The following is a 16,262-nucleotide window of genomic DNA, read 5'->3' on the forward strand; positions in this document are numbered from 1 at the left end:
ACCTTGCCTGCGACGGGGGCGGCCGTGGGCGTGGACATGGGTGTGGCATCGCTGGTGACCACCAGCGACGGGGACCCACTGGCCAACCCGCGCCACCTGAAGGCGTCGGCGGGACGTCTGGCGGCGGCCCAGCGGGCTCTGGCCCGCAAGAAGCGGGGGTCCAAGCGGCGGCGTAAGGCGGTGGCGAGGGTGGCGGCGCTACACGCGAAGGTCCGCCGCCAACGTCTTGATACCGCGCACAAGCAGGCGCTCGCGCTGGTCCGCGCGTATGACGTGATCGTGCATGAGGACCTGCGGATCGCGAACATGACCCGCTCGGCCTCGGGCACGATCGAACAGCCAGGGCGGAACGTCGCGGCCAAATCCGGGCTGAACCGGAGCATCCTGGACGCGGGTTGGGGGGTGTTCCTGCGGGTCCTCGCGTACAAGGCTGAAAGCGCCGGTCGCGAGCTGATCGCAGTTGATCCCCGCAACACCTCCCGCACCTGCTCGCGGTGCGGGCACTGTGCGAAGGACAACCGCATCACCCAGGCCCGGTTTCGATGCCAGGCGTGCGGCCACGAGGCGCACGCTGACGTGAACGCGGCCAAGAACATTCTCAGGGCAGGGCTTGTCCTTCGCGACGCTGCGGAAGCGGCCTAGCGAGAAGCCGCTCCCTGCAGGGAGCGGAGGAGTCACCGACAGCCCGTAGGCCACGCAGAACATCAGGATCGGGATGCTCGGCTCGATGGACCCGGTCGGCGTGAAGCCGAGCAGCCCGGACAGATGGCCGTCCTGGAAGACGAACACCAGCCCACCGAACATCACCGACAGGCTCAGCAGATTGAGCGCCGACGCCTTCAACGGCGCCACGACGCTGCCGGTCATGACGAAGAGCACCGCGAACCGCGAGACCGTGCCAGAACCCGCTGCGCTCGACCCGGGCGGAACCGGCACGGGCGACTCCGTGGCCCAGCAGGGCGAGCGCGGCCGGGAGCGCGACGGTCGCACCGGCCACCACGGCGACCACGACCGCGACCCCCGCGTACGCGAACGAGCGCAGGAACGGGAAGGGGAAGGCGAACAGCACCGACAGCGAGGCGGCGGCAGGCGCGCGGCGAACGGCGGATGAGCGAGATCCTCGACGCGGCGGCGGCGGTGTGGTGGCGGCGGCCTCCGAGGAGGAGCGGGCTGCCGAGGTGCGCGAACTGAAGAAGGTCCTGCGCGGCTATCTGGCCCCGCTGGACGGTTGATTCCCCGGCCCGAGCGGGGGCATGGTGATCGGATGACCAGCGATGAGGTACGCGACGGAGTCACGCTGACCAACCTCGACCAGCCCCTGTTCGACGGCGCGGGCGCGACCAAGCGCGACCTGGTCGACTATCTGGACGCGGTCCGCGACCGCGTCATCCCGGTGCTTCGCGACCGGCCGCTGTCCGTGGTGCGGGTGCGGCAGGGCCAGGCGCCGTTCATGCAGAAGAACGTGCCCTCCTACGCGCCGGACTTCGTGCGGACGGTCACCCTCTGGGCCGAGTCGTCGCAGCGGCGGGTGTCGTACGCGCTGTGCGACGACCGGCGCACGCTGCTGTGGCTCGCCAACCAGAGGGCGGTGGAGTATCACCCCGCCCTCGTCCACGCCGGCCACTGGGACCGTCCCACCCATCTCGTGCTCGACATCGACCCGCCGTCGGCCGAGGCGTTCCCGCAGGCCGTCGCCGCCGCCCGCCTGGTCGGCCGGGCGCTGGCCGACTCCGGCCTGTCGGGGGCGGTGAAGACCAGCGGCGCCAAGGGCCTGCACGTGTTCGTGCCGCTGGAGGCGCACACGACGGAGGACGTCGCCGCGGCCACCCGCGCGCTCGGCGTACGCGCAGAACGCCTCGACCCCGCCCTCGCCACGACGGCGTTCATCCGGGAGGACCGCGGAGACAGGGTGTTCCTCGACTCGACCCGGTCCGGCGGGGCGACCGTTGTGGCGGCCTACAGCCCGCGCGTACGGCCCGGCGTCCCGGTGTCGTTCCCCGTGGCCTGGGACGACCTGGACCGGATCACCCCCGGCGACTTCACCCTGCACACGGCGGCGGGGTTGCTGCGGGACGCCGATCCCTGGGCCGCGCTCATGCCGGAGCCGCAGCGGCTGCCCAGCGACCTGATCGAGGAAGGCCACACGATCCCGGTCGCCCGTGTCCAGGCCATGCACGAGGGCAAGCGCCGCGCCCGCGCCCGCCGCGCGACCTCGTGAGCCAGGTTGGCGACAGGGTGTTGCTATAGTTCGCGACATGCCGTCGCCAACCTCGCGCCAGAGCTGGATCCCCCTCGTCGTGCTCGCCACGGGCGTGTCGATGGTCGTCATCGACGCCACGATCGTGAACGTGGCGGTGCCCGCGATCATCGCCGACCTGGGCCTCGGCGCCACCGACGTGGAGTGGGTCAACTCGATCTACTCGCTGATGTTCGCGGCGCTGCTCATCCCGTTCGGCCGGGCCGGCGACCGGTACGGCAGGCGCCGCCTGTTCGCCCTGGGTGTCGCGGTCTTCCTGCTGGCCAGCGTGCTCGCGGCGATGTCGGTGAACGGGCCCATGCTCATCGGCGTCCGAGCCGTGCAGGGGGTGGGGGCGGCGATGGCCGTCCCGATGACCCTCGCGATCATCAACCGCGTCTATCTCGGCCGTCAGCGGGTGATCGCCTTCGCGGTGTGGGGCTCCATCATCGGCGGCATGGCCGCCGTCGGCCCGCTGGCGGGGGGCTGGCTCGTCACCGAGCACGGCTGGCGGGCCGCGTTCTGGGTCAACCTGCCCATCGGCGCGCTGCTCCTGCTCGGCTCGCTGCGGGTGCCCGAGTCGCGGGACGGCCACGCGGCGGGCGGCGACCTGGCCGGACTCGTCCTCGCCGTGCTCGGTACGACCGGCGTCGTCTTCGCGCTGATCGAGGGCCAGAAATACGGCTGGTCGGAGCCGCGGCGGGCCGCGGACCTGTTCGGCCTGCGGTTCGAGAGCGTCTCCCCCGTGCCGTTCGCCTTCGGCATCGGCATCCTCGCGCTAGTCGCCCTCGTCGTACGCGAACGACGGCGCGTGCGCGCCGGCCGGCCCGTGCTCGTCGACCTGACGCTGTTCGAGCTGCCGAGCTTCCGCTACGGCGCGATGGCGGCGGTGATCGTGGCGCTCGGCGAGTTCGGCATGATCCTCGTGCTGCCGCTCTTCCTGCAGTCCGCGCTCGGCTACACCGCCTTCCGGGCCGGCCTCGTCATCGCCGCGCTGGCCCTCGGCACCTTCATCGCGGGCGGGCTGGTCCCCCCGCTGTCGAGGACGTTGTCCCCGCGGACCATCGTGCGGATCGGCCTGGGCATGGAGGCCGTCGGCGCGGCCGGCATCGGCCTGTCCCTCGCGCCGGACATGGGCGCCTGGCGGCCCGTGCCGTGGCTGCTCCTCTACGGCGCGGGCATCGGCTTCGCCACCGCGCAGCTCACCGGCGTCCTCATGGCCGACGTGCCGGAGCGCCTGTCCGGCGGCGCGTCCGCGCTCCAGAGCACGGTCCGCCAGCTCGGCGCGGCGCTGGGGAGTCGCCATCCTGGGGCGGGGTGCTGGTGGCCGGGCTCGGCTCGGCCGTCGAGCGCGGGCTCGCCGACCGGCCCGAGCAGGTCCGCACGAGTGCCGCGCGCGCGGTCGAGGAAAGCGCCGGCGCCGCCATCCCCGCGCTCCGCGACCCGGTGATCCACGCGGCGGCGGTCGAGGCCGCCGGCGAGGCGACCCGCAGGGTCACGTTCATCACGGCGCTGGCGCTGCTGGCCGGGGTCGGCGTCACCCTCCTGCTCCCCCGCACGCCGGTCGTGAGGGACGAGTCGCCGGAGCCGGTCGCGGCGGGCGGGCCGGATACTGGAGGTCGCGACCCGGACATGTAGGACCCTGGAGGGGAGATGCCGAGGATCAGCGCGGCGACCGTCGCGGATCACCGGGCCAACCAGCACGCCGCCCTGCTGGAGGCGGCGCGGGAGATCCTGGCCGCCGAGGGCGTGCACGCGCTCACCCCGGCGGCCGTCGGCGCCCGGATCGGCCTGGCCCGCTCCAGCGTCTACCGCTACTTCGCCTCCACCGCCGACATCCTGGCCCAGCTCGTGGAGGACGCCTTTCCCCGCTGGTCGGCCCGGCTGCGCACCGCCATCGCCCCCGCCGCCGGCCCGGACGGTGCGCTGCCCGCCAGGATCCGCGCGTACGGCAGGGCCGCGCTCGACTTCGTCGGCAGCCCCGACTACGCGCTGATCCCGGCGCTGCAGGCGATCGGGCTGCCGGGCGAGTGCCGGGTCCGGGTGGACGAGCTGCACGGCGAGCTGATCGCCCCGCTCGCCGACGCGCTGCGCGAGGCCGGGGCCGACCATCCGGCGCTGCGGGCCGAGCTGGCCTGGGGCGTGCTCCGGGCAGGGGCCCGCCGCCTCATGCCCGACGCGGCGGCGCATGATGCGGAGCCCGTGCACGCGGACGAGATCATCGAGATCACCCTCGACGTGCTCACCCGCGCCCTGCACTGATCTCCACGAGGCGTATGGCCAGGAAGAGGGCACGCGGGGCGCTGGGCAAGTCGTCGTGGCCGCGGGCGTGGTACTACACCGCTCATCCCGCTGACACTCACCGCATGGCTGTCACCTTGTCGGCACGCAGAGTCTCCGTACGGGTTCTGAGCGTCGCGCGCAGCGAATCGGCCTCAGCGTCGGCCTTGGCTCCGTCGGCCCCTCTGTTCAGCTTGTAGGAGACCACGATGTCGTCGAGAAGACTCGTCTCCACTCCGTCGGCCAGCAGCTTGCGATACAGATCGCGGTACTGCTCCTCGTAGATCTTCTTGAGGGCCGGCGTCTTGAGAAACCTCTCCTTCAGCAGATGGCCCATGCGCATCATGCCCGGACCGCCCCCACCGTCCTGCCGAGGCCCGTCCGGCGCTGGGAAGCCCTGCGGCGGACGTCCCTGCTGCTGGACGTTCGGCTCCTGCCCGTCCTGCGGCCGGCCCCCCCGGGCCGCCCCCGCCGGGGCTCATGGTGACGGTCTCGCCCGCCCCGGTCGTGGCGTCCCCGGTGAAGGCGAAGTTCAGATCCCACGTGACGACGGTGAACCTCTTGGTGCCGAGGTCGTACCACAGGTAGTAGTTGCGCCCCGGACCGCTCATGTCGTCGAAATTGGTCATCAAGTTCTGGAGCGCGAGGTAGCGGGCGAACGACGGCACGTTCACGCGGTCGGCGAGATGGGCGGCGAACTCGGCGTCGGAGGACTGCTCCACCCACCTGATCAGGTCGATGACGGGTTGGAGGTCCTTACCGCCGATCTTGTTGATCTGCTTGAAGTCGGCCGTGTACTCGGTCTGGTCCTCCCCCTTGTAGGTGAAGGTGCTGCTGGCCAGCGACTTGTAGAGGACTCCGTTTCCGAGGCGTTCGGCATAACCCTCGTCGAGATATTCGATGAGGAGGCGCGGCGCGGAGCCGCGGCCGTTCACCTCGAAGGAGCTGTAGGCGTAGCGCTGGCTGGGCTCGCCGGCCGCGCTGACCGTCGAGATGGCGAGCGCCTCGTTGAGCAACGTCGTGGACTGCATGGCGGCGGGCCGTACGGCGACCTGCGTGTGCCCTTGGTAGCGGCGGCCCTCCACGAACTCGTCGAAGCTGATCAGCCATGGCAGGTTCTCCGGTTCCTCCGCCTTGAGCGAGGAACCGAACATGCCGCCCGCGCCGGGTGGCCGGCGATCCTGCGCCGCCGCCCCGCCCGGCCCCTGACCATTTCGCTCCTGCCCCTCCGGTCCCTGGCCGTTTCGCTCCGGCCCGTCCGGCCCCGGGAAACCTTCCCCGGGCCGCACGCCGTCCGGCAACCGCATGCCTTCCGGCGGCCCGCCGGCGGGAACTCCCCTCCTGCGGGACTCGCCCTTCCAGGTCAACCCGGACAGGGTGGAGTTTCCCTTGAGCCTGACGCCCACGCTGGGGATATGGGTGCCGTCGATGGTCAGATCGGCTTCGACGTACTTCTTCTCGCCCTCCTTGAAGTACTCGGTCAGCATGTCCTCGTACGCCTGGTCGGTGAAGGTGATCTTCACATCGTGCGGAACCGAGGTGTCGAACAGCTCCTTGGTGCCGATCAGGTTGGTCGTGACCGTGTCGGCCGACGCGGCCTGCGTGGCGGTGATGTAGGGGCGGATGGTCCCGCTGCCGAAGACGCCCGCGCAGACCGCGAGGAACGCCGCGCAGACCGCGACCAGCTTCCAGTTCTGCCTGAGCCGGACCGGCACCCGATGCTTGAGCTGACCCATCGCCGGCTACAGGTCGGTCTGGTCGTATCCGGTCAGCACGGTGACCGACTGGCCGTGGTTGCGTTCGCGCAGGGCGCCGATCACGTCCGCCGGCTCGCTGCCCTTCTTCATCTTGACCGTGTACATGAGCTCGGTGAGCGCGCCCGCCCTGATCGACTCCATGCTGACCAGCTCGAACTCGTCGGTGTGGCGGATCAGCACATCCTGGATCGCGTGGGTGTAGTCCTCGTCGGAGGGCACCTGCACCTTCACCACCTGGCGCCGTATGTTGAGCGCGAACCAGTTGAACCGGTGCATGACCATGATGATCAGTGAGATCGCCACGGCCGCCACCACGGCCAGCAGGTAGAAGCGGGTGCCGACGGCCATGCCCACGCCCATCACCAGGAAGATGAAGCCCACGTCCCTGGTCTCCTTGATGGCGTTGCGGAAACGCACCACCGACAACGCACCCACCAGCGCGAACGCGCGGGCGATGTTCGAGCCGACCACCAGCATGATGAGCGAGATCAGCATGCCCAGGATGACCAGCGTCTGCACGTACGACTGGCTGTAGGACACGTTGCGGTGGGTGGCCCGGTACACCCAGCCGATCATGGCGCTGAGCGCGAACGACAGCGCCATCGCGAGCGCGATGTCGGCGACGCTGAACGTCCCGGACAGATCCTGGAAGGAGAGGTCCATGGGGGGTCATGCCTCCGTGAGCAGGGTCGACCGGTCGAGGTCGTGATCAGGGATGTGAAAGATGGAGCGTGGGGCCAGTCCGTACGCCTCCACGCTCTGGCAGTACTTGGAGACCCGCACCACCTGCAGGTCGCGGCGGGCGGTCAGGTCGGTCAGCCAGTACGGCACGCGCTCGTTGGCCTTGACCTCCACGATGGACTTTCCCGCGGGGACGATGAGCCGGTTCTCGGCGTCGGCGGCGAGGTGGAAGTCGCGGTCCCGGCCCCGGATCCGCTGGTCGAACGTGACCCGCAGACCCAGGTCGGCGTCCCGGCCCACGTAAGCGTGGCGCTGGTAACCCGTGATCGCGGTCGGTCGCAGGTCGAGCCGGCACACCAGGTCGAGCACCTCCTCCAGGAAGGCGCGCTGGCCGGGCTCGTGCTCCACCATCTCTCGCCGGTCGCACAGGCGCAGCGCGTCCCGGTACGGCAGGCGCACCCTGCGCTTCTGGGTGACCCGGTTGACCCGCTGTTTGATCTCCACGAAGACGGGCGTGTCCTCATCCACCGTGAAGCGGTCGCCGTAGTGCCGCACCCGCAGCTTCCTGCGGAATTTGAGCCCCTCGATCTTCTCCCAGTAGAACCGGAGCTGTCTGGTGTCGTAGTAGACACTCCAGATGCCGTAGCCGCGGTCACCGCTGTGGGTGTCCCGGTCGAGCCGCCGCTCGATCTCCTGCCTGAGTTCGGCCGCCGCGGCCGTGTCGACGAGGTATTTGATCTCGTAGCGGTTGAAGGCGTGCAGTTTGCCCGGTGCGCGCAGCCGGTGGCCCACTTCGTCGGGCACCACACCGTTCCCCTCGGGAATCCCGGCGGACGCCTGCGTCTCCATGGCCCCCTGGGCTGGGGAGACAGCGCGTTTGCGGAGCCTTTGCAGCATGTTCCTCCTTCCGTGTCAGCCCACATCTGACAGCAGGAAGCTGGGAACAATGTGTGAATGCGAGGCGAATGGAAGGTGAACCGGAGGTGCGGTCAGCCGTCCGCCGGGTGATGGCGGGGCAGCAGGACCCGGAAGGTCGTGCCGTCGCCGACGCCGCTCGTCACCTCGATCCTTCCGCAGTGCGCCTGCACGAGGGCCGCGGCGATGGCCAGGCCCAGCCCGTTGCCCCCGTCGCCGGTGCGGGAGCGCGAACGGCTCGCATCGGCCCGGTAGAAGCGGTCGAACACGTACGGCAGGTCGCCGGGGTCGATGCCGGCCCCGTCGTCGTGGACCTCGACGACGGCCGCCTCGGCGTGGAAGGCGGGCCCCGAGCCGGCGTGCACACGCCCCTCGGCGGGAGGCCCGGCGGCGGCGCGGCGGGACACGGTCACCCGCACGGGAGTCCCCTCGGCCGTATGGGTGATCGCGTTCGCGACGAGGTTGGCGATGACCTGGTGGAGGCGATGTTCGTCGCCACGGACGAACACCGCCTCGTCGCAGAGCGTCAAGTGGATCGGCCGATCGCGGTCACGGGCCCGGGCGGCGTGGACCACGTCGCCGCCAGCACGTGCAGGTCCACCGTGGTCGTCTCCAGGGTGGGTCGCTCGTCGAGACGGGCGAGCAGCAGCATGTCCTCCACAAGCACGCTCATGCGCCGCGCCTCGCCCTCGATGCGGCCGAGCAGTCGTTCGGCCACGGGGTCCCCGGCCGCCTGACCGTGGTGGTACAGCTCGGCGAAGCCCCGGATCGAGGTCAGCGGGGTGCGCAGCTCGTGAGAGGCGTCGGCCACGAAGTGGCGCAGCCGTTGTTCTGACCGCTCTCGTTCGCGCAGCGCGCACGCCAGGCGTTCCAGCATCGTGTTGAGCGCCCGGCCCAGCCGTCCCGTTTCGGTGCGCGGGTCCTCGTCGCCGACCCTGCGGTCGATGTCGCCGGCGGCGATGGCGTCGGCCGTCCGCTCCATCTGGGTCAACGGGCGCAACCCGAGTCGTACGACGGTGGCGGCGACGGCGCCGAGCAGCGCCAGCACCAGCACGCCCGCCGCCGCCTCGATGACCAGCATCTGCCGGACCGTCGCCCGGTTGGACTCCAGGGACATCCCCACCGTGACCCGGTTGCCGTCCGGCAGTCTCGTCACCAGCACGCGCCACTGCTCCGACCCGCTCCTGCCGTTCACGGTGACCGGGCCCCGGGGAACGTCCCTGATCATTTCGGCAGGAACGGCCGGCGCCGTCGCGGCGTCGGCCGGGAGGTCGCGTAGCAGGGCCCCGGAGGCGCTGTAGAAGATGACGTGAAACTGCGTCGGCAACTCCATGCTCGGCGGAGCGGCGGGAACGGCCGGCGGCGCCGGAGGGTGCCGGGCGAAGCCCTCGGCGAGCTCGGTGAGCTGGTGGTCCACCCGGGACAGCAGCGACCGGTCCAGCAGCAGCACTCCGGCCACGGCGAAGCCCGCCAGCCCCGCCGCGCACAGGCCCAGCAGGGCCGCCAGCAGACGGTGCCGCAGTGGCCAGGCGGTCCTCACCCGGGTCCCTGCAGGCGGTAGCCAACACCCCGCAGGGTGTGGATCAGCGGTGGCCCCTCCACATCGATCTTGCGTCTGAGGTAGCTGATGTAGGACTCCACGATCCTGCTGTCACCGTCGAAGTCGTAGTCCCAGACCCGGTCGAGGATCTGCGCCTTGCTGACGACCCGCCCGGCGTTGATCATCAGGTAGCGCAGCAGGCTGAACTCCGTCGGCGACAGATGGATCACCCGCCCGGCCCTCCGAACGCTGTGGGCCTGCTCGTCCAGCTCCAGGTCGGCGTAGCGGAGGACGCCGTCATCGACCTCCTCGGCCGCCGGCCGGATCCGGCGCAGGATCGCCCGCAGCCGCAGGACCACCTCGTCCAGGCTGAAGGGTTTGGTGACATAGTCGTCCCCGCCCGCGGTGAGGCCGGCGATGCGGTCGGCCACCGCGTCCTTGGCGGTGAGGAACAACACCAGCGGGCTGTCGGCGGCCTCACGCAGCCGGCGCGCGATCGTGAACCCGTCGATGTCGGGCAACATCACGTCGAGCACGATGATGTCGGGCCGCTCGCGCGCCACCTCCTCCAGGGTCTGCCAACCGTTCGCCGCGGTGCGTACGGCGAAACCGTGGAGCTGGAGCGCCTCGGACAGCAGGTCGCGGATACCGGGTTCGTCGTCGACGACCAGCACGCTTGCTGGGGAGTCGGTTGCGTGCACGAAGCACAGTTCTACGACCACACCGATAAGGAGGCGGTTAGACGCGTGCGGAGCGCCGCGTCTCGGCCGTGGCCCGCTACCGGATCAGTCCGCGGCGCTACCGGCCTCACGGCTTGCGGGCGACGGCTCCCAGGATGCCGGAGTCGCCCGGGTCCGTCGGCACCTCCCAGGGGACGTCTGGCCGCCACGCCTGCACGGGGACCAGGCCAGGCTCCAGGATCTCCAGCCCGTCGAAGTACGACGTGATCCGCGCCAGCGACCGGCCCGCCAGCCCGCCGGAGGAGGTCGCCGAGTAGACCTGCTTGCTCGCCTCGACGACCTCCTCCCGGATGTCGCCCTTGTAGATGTGCGAAAGCACCAGGTGGCCGCCCGGGACCAGCCGTTCCCGTATCTCCGCCACGATGCGGGCGGCGGTCTCGTCCTCGGTCACGAAGTGCAGCACCGAGACCAGGAGGACGGCGAACGGCCGGGTGAAGTCGATGTGGGCCCGCACCGCGGGGTCGTCGAAGATGGCGCCGGGGTCGCGCAGGTCACCGCTCATGACCATCGTGTCCGGGTTGTCGGCCAGCAGCGCCCGCGCGTGGACGAGGACGACCGGGTCGTTGTCCACGTACACGACCCTCGAGCCCGGGGCGTGCCGCTGCGCGACCTGGTGGACGTTCTCCTGCGTCGGCAGCCCGGCGCCGATGTCGACGAACTGGGTGATGCCCGACTCGGCCAGGTGCCGTACGGCGCGGCCGAGGAAGCCGCGGTTCTCCCGGGCGATCTCCCGCCCGTCGTTGCCCATCTGCCGGCCGATCGCGAGCATCTTCTCGGCGGCCTCCCGGTCGGCCGGGAAGTTGTCCTTGCCGCCCAGGTAGTAGTCGTACATCCGGGCGACGCTGGGGACGGTGGGATCGATGCCCGCCGGTGCCTGTCCGAAGTCGTCCATGCGTCCGCTCCTCGCCGATGGGATCGCTCCCACGGATTCTATGGCCTTGATGATCTTCCCTTGAGATTCATCCGCGGGCAATGGGGCAGCGGCACGCCGACGATCTCAGGAGGACGCATGACGCCACGCATGACCCTGACGGCGGCGGTGCTCAACGCACCCGACGCACGCGAACTGGCGGTCTTCTACCAGCGGCTGCTGGGCTGGCCGATCGACCAGGACGAACCCGGATGGGTGACGTTGCGCCCGCCCGGCGGCGGGACGGGCCTGTCGTTCCAGACCGAGAAGCTGTACGAGCGGCCCGTATGGCCCGCGGAGCCCGGGGAGCAGCAGATGATGCTCCATCTGGACATCGAGGTGGACGACCTCGGCACGGCCGGGGCCCACGCCGTCGAGGCGGGCGCGACCCTCGCCGACCACCAGCCGCAGGACGACGTGCGGGTCTACCTCGATCCGGCGGGGCACCCGTTCTGCCTCTGGGTCAAGACGGGCTGACCGCTTCCCAGATGATCTGGCGGCGAGGACGACGGGCGTGTGAAAGCGGATTAATGCGGGCGACATTCCACGGACGGTGACCGCGTAACAACGCCTGGTCAGAATTCCGGAGTATGAGCGAACCGAGAAATGCCGCCGACGGGGGCGGTCACGCGTCTCCCGGCCCGCATCCCCGGCATCCCCATCATCGGGACCATGGCGTCCGGTCCTGGCGGCGAGAGATCGCGGAGCTGGCCGCACTCTTCCTCGCCGTCGGCCTCGCCCACGTGCTCACCACCCTGCTCGGCCACCGGGACCCCGGCCCGGTGGTCCTCGTCGGCCTCGGCCTGGCGCTGATCCTCGGCTCGGCCGTGCACCGGCGGCTGTCGGCCTCGGGAGGCGTACGGCTGCGCGCCCGGGTCAGGGCCGAGCAGCCCACGAGCCTATGGCGGGTGCGGGCCAGGGTCGCCGAGCGCCCCGGCCGCCTCGCCGCGCTCGCCGGGGCGTTCGCCCGGCTGCGCTGCAACGTCCTCGCCCTGCAGATCGCGCCCGCGGGCAGCGCGGCGATGACGCCCGGAGGCTGCGAGGCCCTGGACGAGTTCATCGTCGAGGCCCCGGCCTCGCTCACGCCGCTCGACCTGTGGCGCGCGGTCGACCGGGCCGGCGGGGCGGACGCCGTCATCGTCCCCGCCCAGGTCAGGGACCTCATCGACCCCGGCATCCAGGCGCTGCTGCTGGGCCGGCGCGTACGCGACGACCCGGGCGAGCTGGTCGCGGCCATGACCGAGTTGCTGCGCACGGCGGACATCCGCCGGCACGATCCCGGCGAGACGGCTCCCGAGGGAGAACCGACCGTGATGACCGTTCCGGTGCCCGACGGCGGCGTGCTGGTGGCGCGGCGGCCGGACCTGCCGTTCACGCCGACCGAGACGGCGCGGGCCGCCGCGCTGGCCGCGGCGGCCCGGCACCGTCAGTGGGCGGACGAGTGAGGTAAGTCCTCACCCCGCCGCGTCGAGCCGGCCGAGCTCCTCGGGCGACAGCTCCAGGTCCACCGCCTTCACCGAGTCGAGAATCGTCTCCGGCCGCGACGAGCCGGGGATCGGAATGACCACCGGCGCCTTGGCCAGCATCCAGGCCAGGCACACCTGCTGCGGGCTCACGTTGTGGGCCGCGCCACCTCCGCGAACGGCGCGAAGCGCGAGCCCAGCTCCCCCGCCCTGGAGCTGCCGCCGAGCGGGCTCCAGGGCAGGAACGCGATGCCCAGCTCCGCGCACAGCTCCAGCTCGGGCTCGCTGGAGCGGAAGGCCGGGGAGAACTGGTTCTGCACGCCGACCAGACGGCCGCCGAGGATGTCGTTGGCCTGGCGGATCTGCTCGGGGTTCGCGTTCGAGATGCCGGCGTAGCGGATCTTGCCCGCGTCCAGCAGGTCGCGGATCGCCCCGACCGAGTCCTCGTACGGCACCCGCGGGTCGGGCCGGTGGAACTGGTAGAGGCCGATCGCGTCGACCCCCAGCCGCTTGAGTGAGGCGTCGCACGCCTGCTTCAGGTAGTCGGGTGAGCCGTTGAGCGTCCAGGAGCCGTCGCCGGGGCGCAGGTGCCCGCCCTTAGTGGCGACCAGCACGTCCGAGGTGTCCCCGTCGTAGCTCGCCAGAGCCTTGGCGATCAGAGTCTCGTTGTGGCCCACCTCGTCCGCGTACAGGTGGTAGGCGTCGGCCGTGTCGATCAGCGTCACCCCGGCGTCCAGTGCCGCGTGGATGGTCGCGATGGAACGCTGCTCGTCGGGCCGCCCCTCGATGGACATCGGCATGGCCCCGAGACCGATCGCGCCGACCTGCACGTCGCCGATGCGGCGAGTCCGCATAAAAGATCCCCCTTCGAAGGACACAGATCTAAGTTCTGTGTCCTATCCTGCGAATCCGGCATTAAGCCGTCCAACAGAAGATTCCGATCGCATTGAGCAGCGTGGGTGATGAGCGGTGGAGCTGCGGCAGCTCAAGTACTTCGTGGCGGTCGCCGAGGAGAGCCACTTCACCCGGGCGGCCGAGCGCCTGCACATCGCGCAGTCCGGCCTGTCGGCGTCCATCCGCGCGCTCGAACGGGAGCTTGGCGCCGACCTGTTCCGGCGCAACACCCGGCAGGTGCGGCTCACGCCCGAGGGCCGGGCGCTGCTGGTGGAGGCCCGGCGGGCGCTCGCGGCGAGCGACGCGGCCCGTGACGCCGTGGCCGCCGTACGCGGCCTGCTGCGCGGATCGCTGTCCATCGGCTCCCTGCAGTGCCTGCACGCGGTGGACCTGCCGGCGGTGCTCGCCGGGTTCGTGGCGGCCCACCCCGGCCTCGACATCCGGCTGCGCCACGGCGGCTCGGGCGAGCTGGTCGAGCAGGTGCGCGAGGGCCGCCTCGACCTCGCCCTGGTGTCGCGCCCGGCCCGCGAGCCCGACGACGTCGTGGTGACTCCTCTCGCGGCCGAGCCGCTCGTGCTGGCCTGCGCGCCGGAACACCCGCTGGCCGTGCTCGGGAGGGTGGAGCTGGAGGCGCTGCGGGGCGAGCGGTTCGTGGACTTCCCGCCCGACTGGGGCACCCGGACGCGGGCCGACGAGGCGCTCGCCGCCGCCGGTGTCGACCGTCACGTGACCCTGGAGGTCACCGACGTCCACTCCCTGCTCGATCTCGTGGGGAACGGCCTCGGCGTCGCCCTGGTCCCGCGGTCGTTCTCGGCGAAGACCCGCCGCGTGCGCTTCCCGGAGCTCGCGGATCCGGCTCCGATGTGGGAGACCGTGGCGGTGAGCGGAGCGCCCGGCGGGGCCGCGGCGGCGGCGCTGCTGGACGAGATCCATCGCGCCACTCGATAGTTTCTAGTCAAAAATCACCCAAGTTGGTATATAAGTCCTCATAAGGCTTCGGGTCTCGGCCCTGGGCCACCCCAACAGCCGACGACCACGAAGGCGGCTCTCATGAGCGTGCACGTCCACGTCCGCCTCAACGACGGTTACGCCGTCACCGAGGACGGACAACTGCTGGAGCTGAGCAGCTGCCACTGCGGCGCCTCGTGGGAGACGACCTACCGGGTGGACGAGGGCGAGCCGGAGAGCATCTGAGCCCCACCGGCATCCCGGGCGGTTTCCTTCATCGGATCCTCATGGAGATCTCAGCGGAGGCCGAGACGCGCTTCCTAGCGTCGTGAGACGACGACACGACGCGAAGGACGATCCCGGTGACCGTTGACACACTCCGCCCGCCCCGACCGGCCGTGGGAGCCGTACCCCGCCGGGTGCCCGCCCGGCTCGCAGCTCCGGCCGTGCTGCTCGCCGCCACGGCGGTGCTGTACGTCTGGGGGCTGGGGGCCTCCGGCTGGGCCAACTCCTTCTACTCGGCGGCCGCCGAGGCGGGCAGCGAGAGCTGGTCGGCCTTCTTCTTCGGCGCCTCCGATGCGGCGGGCGCCATCACCGTGGACAAGACGCCCGCCGCGCTGTGGCCGATGGCCCTCAGCGTGCGGATCTTCGGGCTGAACACCTGGAGCATCCTGGTCCCCCAGGCACTGATGGGCACGGCCGCCGTGGGCGTGCTGTACGCCACCGTCCGCCGCCGCTTCCCCGTCTGGGCGGCGCTGCTGGCGGGCGCGGTCATGGCGCTGACCCCGGTGGCGTGCTGATGTTCCGGTTCAACAACCCCGACGCGCTGCTGGTGCTGCTGCTCACGCTGGCGGCGTACTGCCTGGTGCGGGCGCAGGAGAAGGCGGACACCCGCTGGCTGGTCCTCGCCGGGCTCTGCGTCGGCAGCGGCTTCCTCGCCAAGATGCTCCAGGCGTTCCTCGTGCTGCCGGGCTTCGCGCTCGTCTACCTGGTCGCGGCTCCGGCGAGCCTGCGCCGGCGGCTCGGCCAGCTCACTCTCGCGGGCCTGGCCGTCCTCGTGTCGGCCGGATGGTGGCCGGCGATCGTCGCGGCGATCCCCGCGGACTCCCGGCCGTACATCGGAGGGTCGCAGGACAACAGCGTGCTGGAGCTCGCGCTCGGCTACAACGGCCTGGGCCGGCTCAACGGCGACGAGGCCGGCGGGCTCGGCAACACCAACCAGCAGGCCGGACTGCTGCGCCTGTTCGACACCGAGGTCGGCGGGCAGATCTCCTGGCTGCTGCCCGCCGCGCTCATCCTGCTGGTGGCCGGGCTGTGGCTGCTGCGCCGGGCCCCGCGTACCGACCCGGCCCGCGCCGCGCTCTGGGTGTGGGGCGGCTGGCTGCTGGTGACCGGCCTGATCTTCAGCCTGATGCAGGGGATCTTCCACGCGTACTACACGGTCGCGCTGGCCCCGCCCGTCGCCGCGCTCGTGGGCATGGGCGCGGCCCTGCTGTGGGAGCGCAGGCGCCGCCCCGCCGCCGTCGTCACGCTCGCGGCGACCGTGGTCGTGACCGCCTGGTGGGCTTCTGTGCTGCTGTCGCGCGCCTCCGGTTGGCTCCCCTGGCTGGCGCTGGCGGTCCCGGCCGCCGGCGCGGTGGCCGCCGTGGCGATCCTCGCCCTGCGGCGGGCGCGCGTGCGGCTGTTCGCCACGGCCGCCGTCGCGGGGCTCGTGGCCTGCCTCGCCGGCCCCGCGGCGTACGCGGTGGAGACGGCGGCCACCCCGCACACGGGCGCGATCCCGTCGGCGGGACCGAGCGGCTTCGGCGGACCCGGCGGCTTCGGCGCCCGCGGAGCCTTCGGACGGGGCGGCTTCAACGGCGGTCCGCGTGGCGCGTTCCCCCGGCCTGCCCGGTCAG

General features: G+C 71.4%; 21 protein-coding genes. 12 read left to right on the forward strand and 9 right to left on the reverse strand.

What is annotated here, in order from left to right:
• The 6 genes from B1L11_RS41490 to B1L11_RS41510 form a co-directional block, all read left to right on the forward strand.
• Positions 1 to 642 (forward strand): RNA-guided endonuclease TnpB family protein (locus tag B1L11_RS41490; RefSeq protein ID WP_143737925.1); only part of this gene is annotated, 642 nt, incomplete at its 5' end.
• Between the two features lie 73 nt (positions 643 to 715).
• Positions 716 to 1,111 carry a hypothetical protein gene (locus B1L11_RS54365; RefSeq protein ID WP_179155562.1) on the forward strand — a complete coding sequence of 132 codons (396 nt, stop codon included), beginning with the start codon at positions 716 to 718 and terminating at the stop codon, positions 1,109 to 1,111.
• Between the two features lie 153 nt (positions 1,112 to 1,264).
• Positions 1,265 to 2,218, forward strand: coding sequence for a DNA polymerase domain-containing protein (locus B1L11_RS41500; protein ID WP_079320681.1), 954 nt, complete (start codon positions 1,265 to 1,267; stop codon positions 2,216 to 2,218).
• Positions 2,219 to 2,255: 37 nt separating this feature from the next.
• Positions 2,256 to 3,686 carry an MFS transporter gene (locus B1L11_RS41505; protein ID WP_143737926.1) on the forward strand — a complete coding sequence of 477 codons (1,431 nt, stop codon included), beginning with the start codon at positions 2,256 to 2,258 and terminating at the stop codon, positions 3,684 to 3,686.
• The gene (locus B1L11_RS46180) at positions 3,683 to 3,874 is read left to right on the forward strand and encodes a hypothetical protein (protein ID WP_143737927.1); all 192 of its coding nucleotides are present in this window, start codon (positions 3,683 to 3,685) and stop codon (positions 3,872 to 3,874) included. Before B1L11_RS41505 ends, B1L11_RS46180 begins: the two co-directional genes overlap by 4 nt.
• Positions 3,875 to 3,889: 15 nt before the next feature.
• Positions 3,890 to 4,498, forward strand: coding sequence for a TetR/AcrR family transcriptional regulator (locus B1L11_RS41510; protein WP_079320682.1), 609 nt, complete (start codon positions 3,890 to 3,892; stop codon positions 4,496 to 4,498).
• A gap of 173 nt (positions 4,499 to 4,671) precedes the next feature.
• On the opposite strand, the gene B1L11_RS41515 is transcribed toward B1L11_RS41510, so the two are convergent.
• The 7 genes from B1L11_RS41515 to B1L11_RS41540 form a co-directional block, all read right to left on the reverse strand.
• Positions 4,672 to 6,252, reverse strand: coding sequence for a CotH kinase family protein (locus B1L11_RS41515; protein ID WP_218671636.1), 1,581 nt, complete (start codon positions 6,250 to 6,252; stop codon positions 4,672 to 4,674).
• A 6-nt stretch (positions 6,253 to 6,258) separates the two neighbouring features.
• Positions 6,259 to 6,936, reverse strand: coding sequence for a DUF4956 domain-containing protein (locus tag B1L11_RS41520; RefSeq protein ID WP_079320683.1), 678 nt, complete (start codon positions 6,934 to 6,936; stop codon positions 6,259 to 6,261).
• Positions 6,937 to 6,942: 6 nt separating this feature from the next.
• Positions 6,943 to 7,803: a polyphosphate polymerase domain-containing protein gene (locus B1L11_RS41525; protein WP_372974778.1), complete on the reverse strand. Its 861-nt coding sequence runs from the start codon at positions 7,801 to 7,803 to the stop codon at positions 6,943 to 6,945.
• A 140-nt stretch (positions 7,804 to 7,943) separates the two neighbouring features.
• Positions 7,944 to 8,399 (reverse strand): cell wall metabolism sensor histidine kinase WalK, encoded by a 456-nt coding sequence (locus B1L11_RS49130; protein WP_218671637.1) that lies wholly within the window; start codon positions 8,397 to 8,399, stop codon positions 7,944 to 7,946.
• Positions 8,396 to 9,409, reverse strand: coding sequence for a histidine kinase dimerization/phospho-acceptor domain-containing protein (locus tag B1L11_RS41530; RefSeq protein ID WP_218671638.1), 1,014 nt, complete (start codon positions 9,407 to 9,409; stop codon positions 8,396 to 8,398). The genes B1L11_RS49130 and B1L11_RS41530 overlap by 4 nt, the downstream gene beginning before the upstream one ends.
• On the reverse strand, positions 9,406 to 10,110 hold the full coding sequence (locus B1L11_RS41535; RefSeq protein WP_079320685.1) for a response regulator transcription factor: 705 nt from the start codon (positions 10,108 to 10,110) through the stop codon (positions 9,406 to 9,408). The genes B1L11_RS41530 and B1L11_RS41535 overlap by 4 nt, the downstream gene beginning before the upstream one ends.
• Positions 10,111 to 10,216: 106 nt before the next feature.
• Complete coding sequence (locus tag B1L11_RS41540; protein ID WP_079320686.1) at positions 10,217 to 11,041, reverse strand: SAM-dependent methyltransferase; 825 nt, start codon at positions 11,039 to 11,041, stop codon at positions 10,217 to 10,219.
• Between the two features lie 117 nt (positions 11,042 to 11,158).
• Here B1L11_RS41540 and B1L11_RS41545 point away from each other — a divergent pair, with 117 nt between their 5' ends.
• Both B1L11_RS41545 and B1L11_RS41550 read left to right on the forward strand, forming a co-directional pair.
• Positions 11,159 to 11,536: a VOC family protein gene (locus tag B1L11_RS41545; RefSeq protein WP_143737928.1), complete on the forward strand. Its 378-nt coding sequence runs from the start codon at positions 11,159 to 11,161 to the stop codon at positions 11,534 to 11,536.
• 113 nt (positions 11,537 to 11,649) lie between these two features.
• Entirely contained in the window at positions 11,650 to 12,504 is an 855-nt protein-coding gene (locus tag B1L11_RS41550; protein WP_079320688.1) for a hypothetical protein, read from the forward strand.
• A gap of 9 nt (positions 12,505 to 12,513) precedes the next feature.
• On the opposite strand, the gene B1L11_RS53240 is transcribed toward B1L11_RS41550, so the two are convergent.
• Both B1L11_RS53240 and B1L11_RS41555 read right to left on the reverse strand, forming a co-directional pair.
• A complete protein-coding gene (locus B1L11_RS53240; RefSeq protein ID WP_256863338.1) occupies positions 12,514 to 12,675 on the reverse strand; it encodes an aldo/keto reductase in 162 nt (53 codons plus the stop codon).
• Positions 12,672 to 13,376, reverse strand: coding sequence for an aldo/keto reductase (locus tag B1L11_RS41555; RefSeq protein ID WP_256863339.1), 705 nt, complete (start codon positions 13,374 to 13,376; stop codon positions 12,672 to 12,674). The genes B1L11_RS53240 and B1L11_RS41555 overlap by 4 nt, the downstream gene beginning before the upstream one ends.
• A gap of 115 nt (positions 13,377 to 13,491) precedes the next feature.
• Between B1L11_RS41555 and B1L11_RS41560 the strand changes: the two genes are divergently transcribed.
• From B1L11_RS41560 to B1L11_RS41565, 4 genes are all read left to right on the forward strand, one after another.
• Positions 13,492 to 14,364, forward strand: coding sequence for a LysR family transcriptional regulator (locus tag B1L11_RS41560; protein WP_079320689.1), 873 nt, complete (start codon positions 13,492 to 13,494; stop codon positions 14,362 to 14,364).
• A 102-nt stretch (positions 14,365 to 14,466) separates the two neighbouring features.
• On the forward strand, positions 14,467 to 14,610 hold the full coding sequence (locus tag B1L11_RS47635) for a hypothetical protein (RefSeq protein ID WP_179155563.1): 144 nt from the start codon (positions 14,467 to 14,469) through the stop codon (positions 14,608 to 14,610).
• A gap of 116 nt (positions 14,611 to 14,726) precedes the next feature.
• A complete protein-coding gene (locus B1L11_RS53245) occupies positions 14,727 to 15,164 on the forward strand; it encodes a glycosyltransferase family 39 protein (protein WP_256863340.1) in 438 nt (145 codons plus the stop codon).
• On the forward strand, positions 15,164 to 16,262 hold a 1,099-nt coding region (locus tag B1L11_RS41565), incomplete at its 3' end, for a glycosyltransferase family 39 protein (protein ID WP_256863341.1). The genes B1L11_RS53245 and B1L11_RS41565, both read left to right, overlap by 1 nt.

The sequence above is a fragment of the Microbispora sp. GKU 823 genome, from assembly GCF_002027145.1.
In the GTDB taxonomy this organism is placed as follows: Bacteria; Actinomycetota; Actinomycetes; order Streptosporangiales; family Streptosporangiaceae; genus Microbispora; species Microbispora siamensis.

What these genes read in the sequence shown, in the direction of transcription:
- B1L11_RS54365 (WP_179155562.1), top strand. Translation starts at nt 716, where the DNA reads ATGCTCGGCTCGATGGACCCGGTCGGCGTGAAGCCGAGCAGCCCGGAC.
- B1L11_RS41500 (WP_079320681.1), top strand. Translation starts at nt 1,265, where the DNA reads ATGACCAGCGATGAGGTACGCGACGGAGTCACGCTGACCAACCTCGAC.
- B1L11_RS41505 (WP_143737926.1), top strand. Translation starts at nt 2,256, where the DNA reads ATGCCGTCGCCAACCTCGCGCCAGAGCTGGATCCCCCTCGTCGTGCTC.
- B1L11_RS41510 (WP_079320682.1), top strand. Translation starts at nt 3,890, where the DNA reads ATGCCGAGGATCAGCGCGGCGACCGTCGCGGATCACCGGGCCAACCAG.
- B1L11_RS41515 (WP_218671636.1), bottom strand. Translation starts at nt 6,252, where the DNA reads ATGGGTCAGCTCAAGCATCGGGTGCCGGTCCGGCTCAGGCAGAACTGG.
- B1L11_RS41520 (WP_079320683.1), bottom strand. Translation starts at nt 6,936, where the DNA reads ATGGACCTCTCCTTCCAGGATCTGTCCGGGACGTTCAGCGTCGCCGAC.
- B1L11_RS41525 (WP_372974778.1), bottom strand. Translation starts at nt 7,803, where the DNA reads ATGGAGACGCAGGCGTCCGCCGGGATTCCCGAGGGGAACGGTGTGGTG.
- B1L11_RS41540 (WP_079320686.1), bottom strand. Translation starts at nt 11,041, where the DNA reads ATGGACGACTTCGGACAGGCACCGGCGGGCATCGATCCCACCGTCCCC.
- B1L11_RS41545 (WP_143737928.1), top strand. Translation starts at nt 11,159, where the DNA reads ATGACGCCACGCATGACCCTGACGGCGGCGGTGCTCAACGCACCCGAC.
- B1L11_RS41550 (WP_079320688.1), top strand. Translation starts at nt 11,650, where the DNA reads ATGAGCGAACCGAGAAATGCCGCCGACGGGGGCGGTCACGCGTCTCCC.
- B1L11_RS41555 (WP_256863339.1), bottom strand. Translation starts at nt 13,376, where the DNA reads ATGCGGACTCGCCGCATCGGCGACGTGCAGGTCGGCGCGATCGGTCTC.
- B1L11_RS47635 (WP_179155563.1), top strand. Translation starts at nt 14,467, where the DNA reads ATGAGCGTGCACGTCCACGTCCGCCTCAACGACGGTTACGCCGTCACC.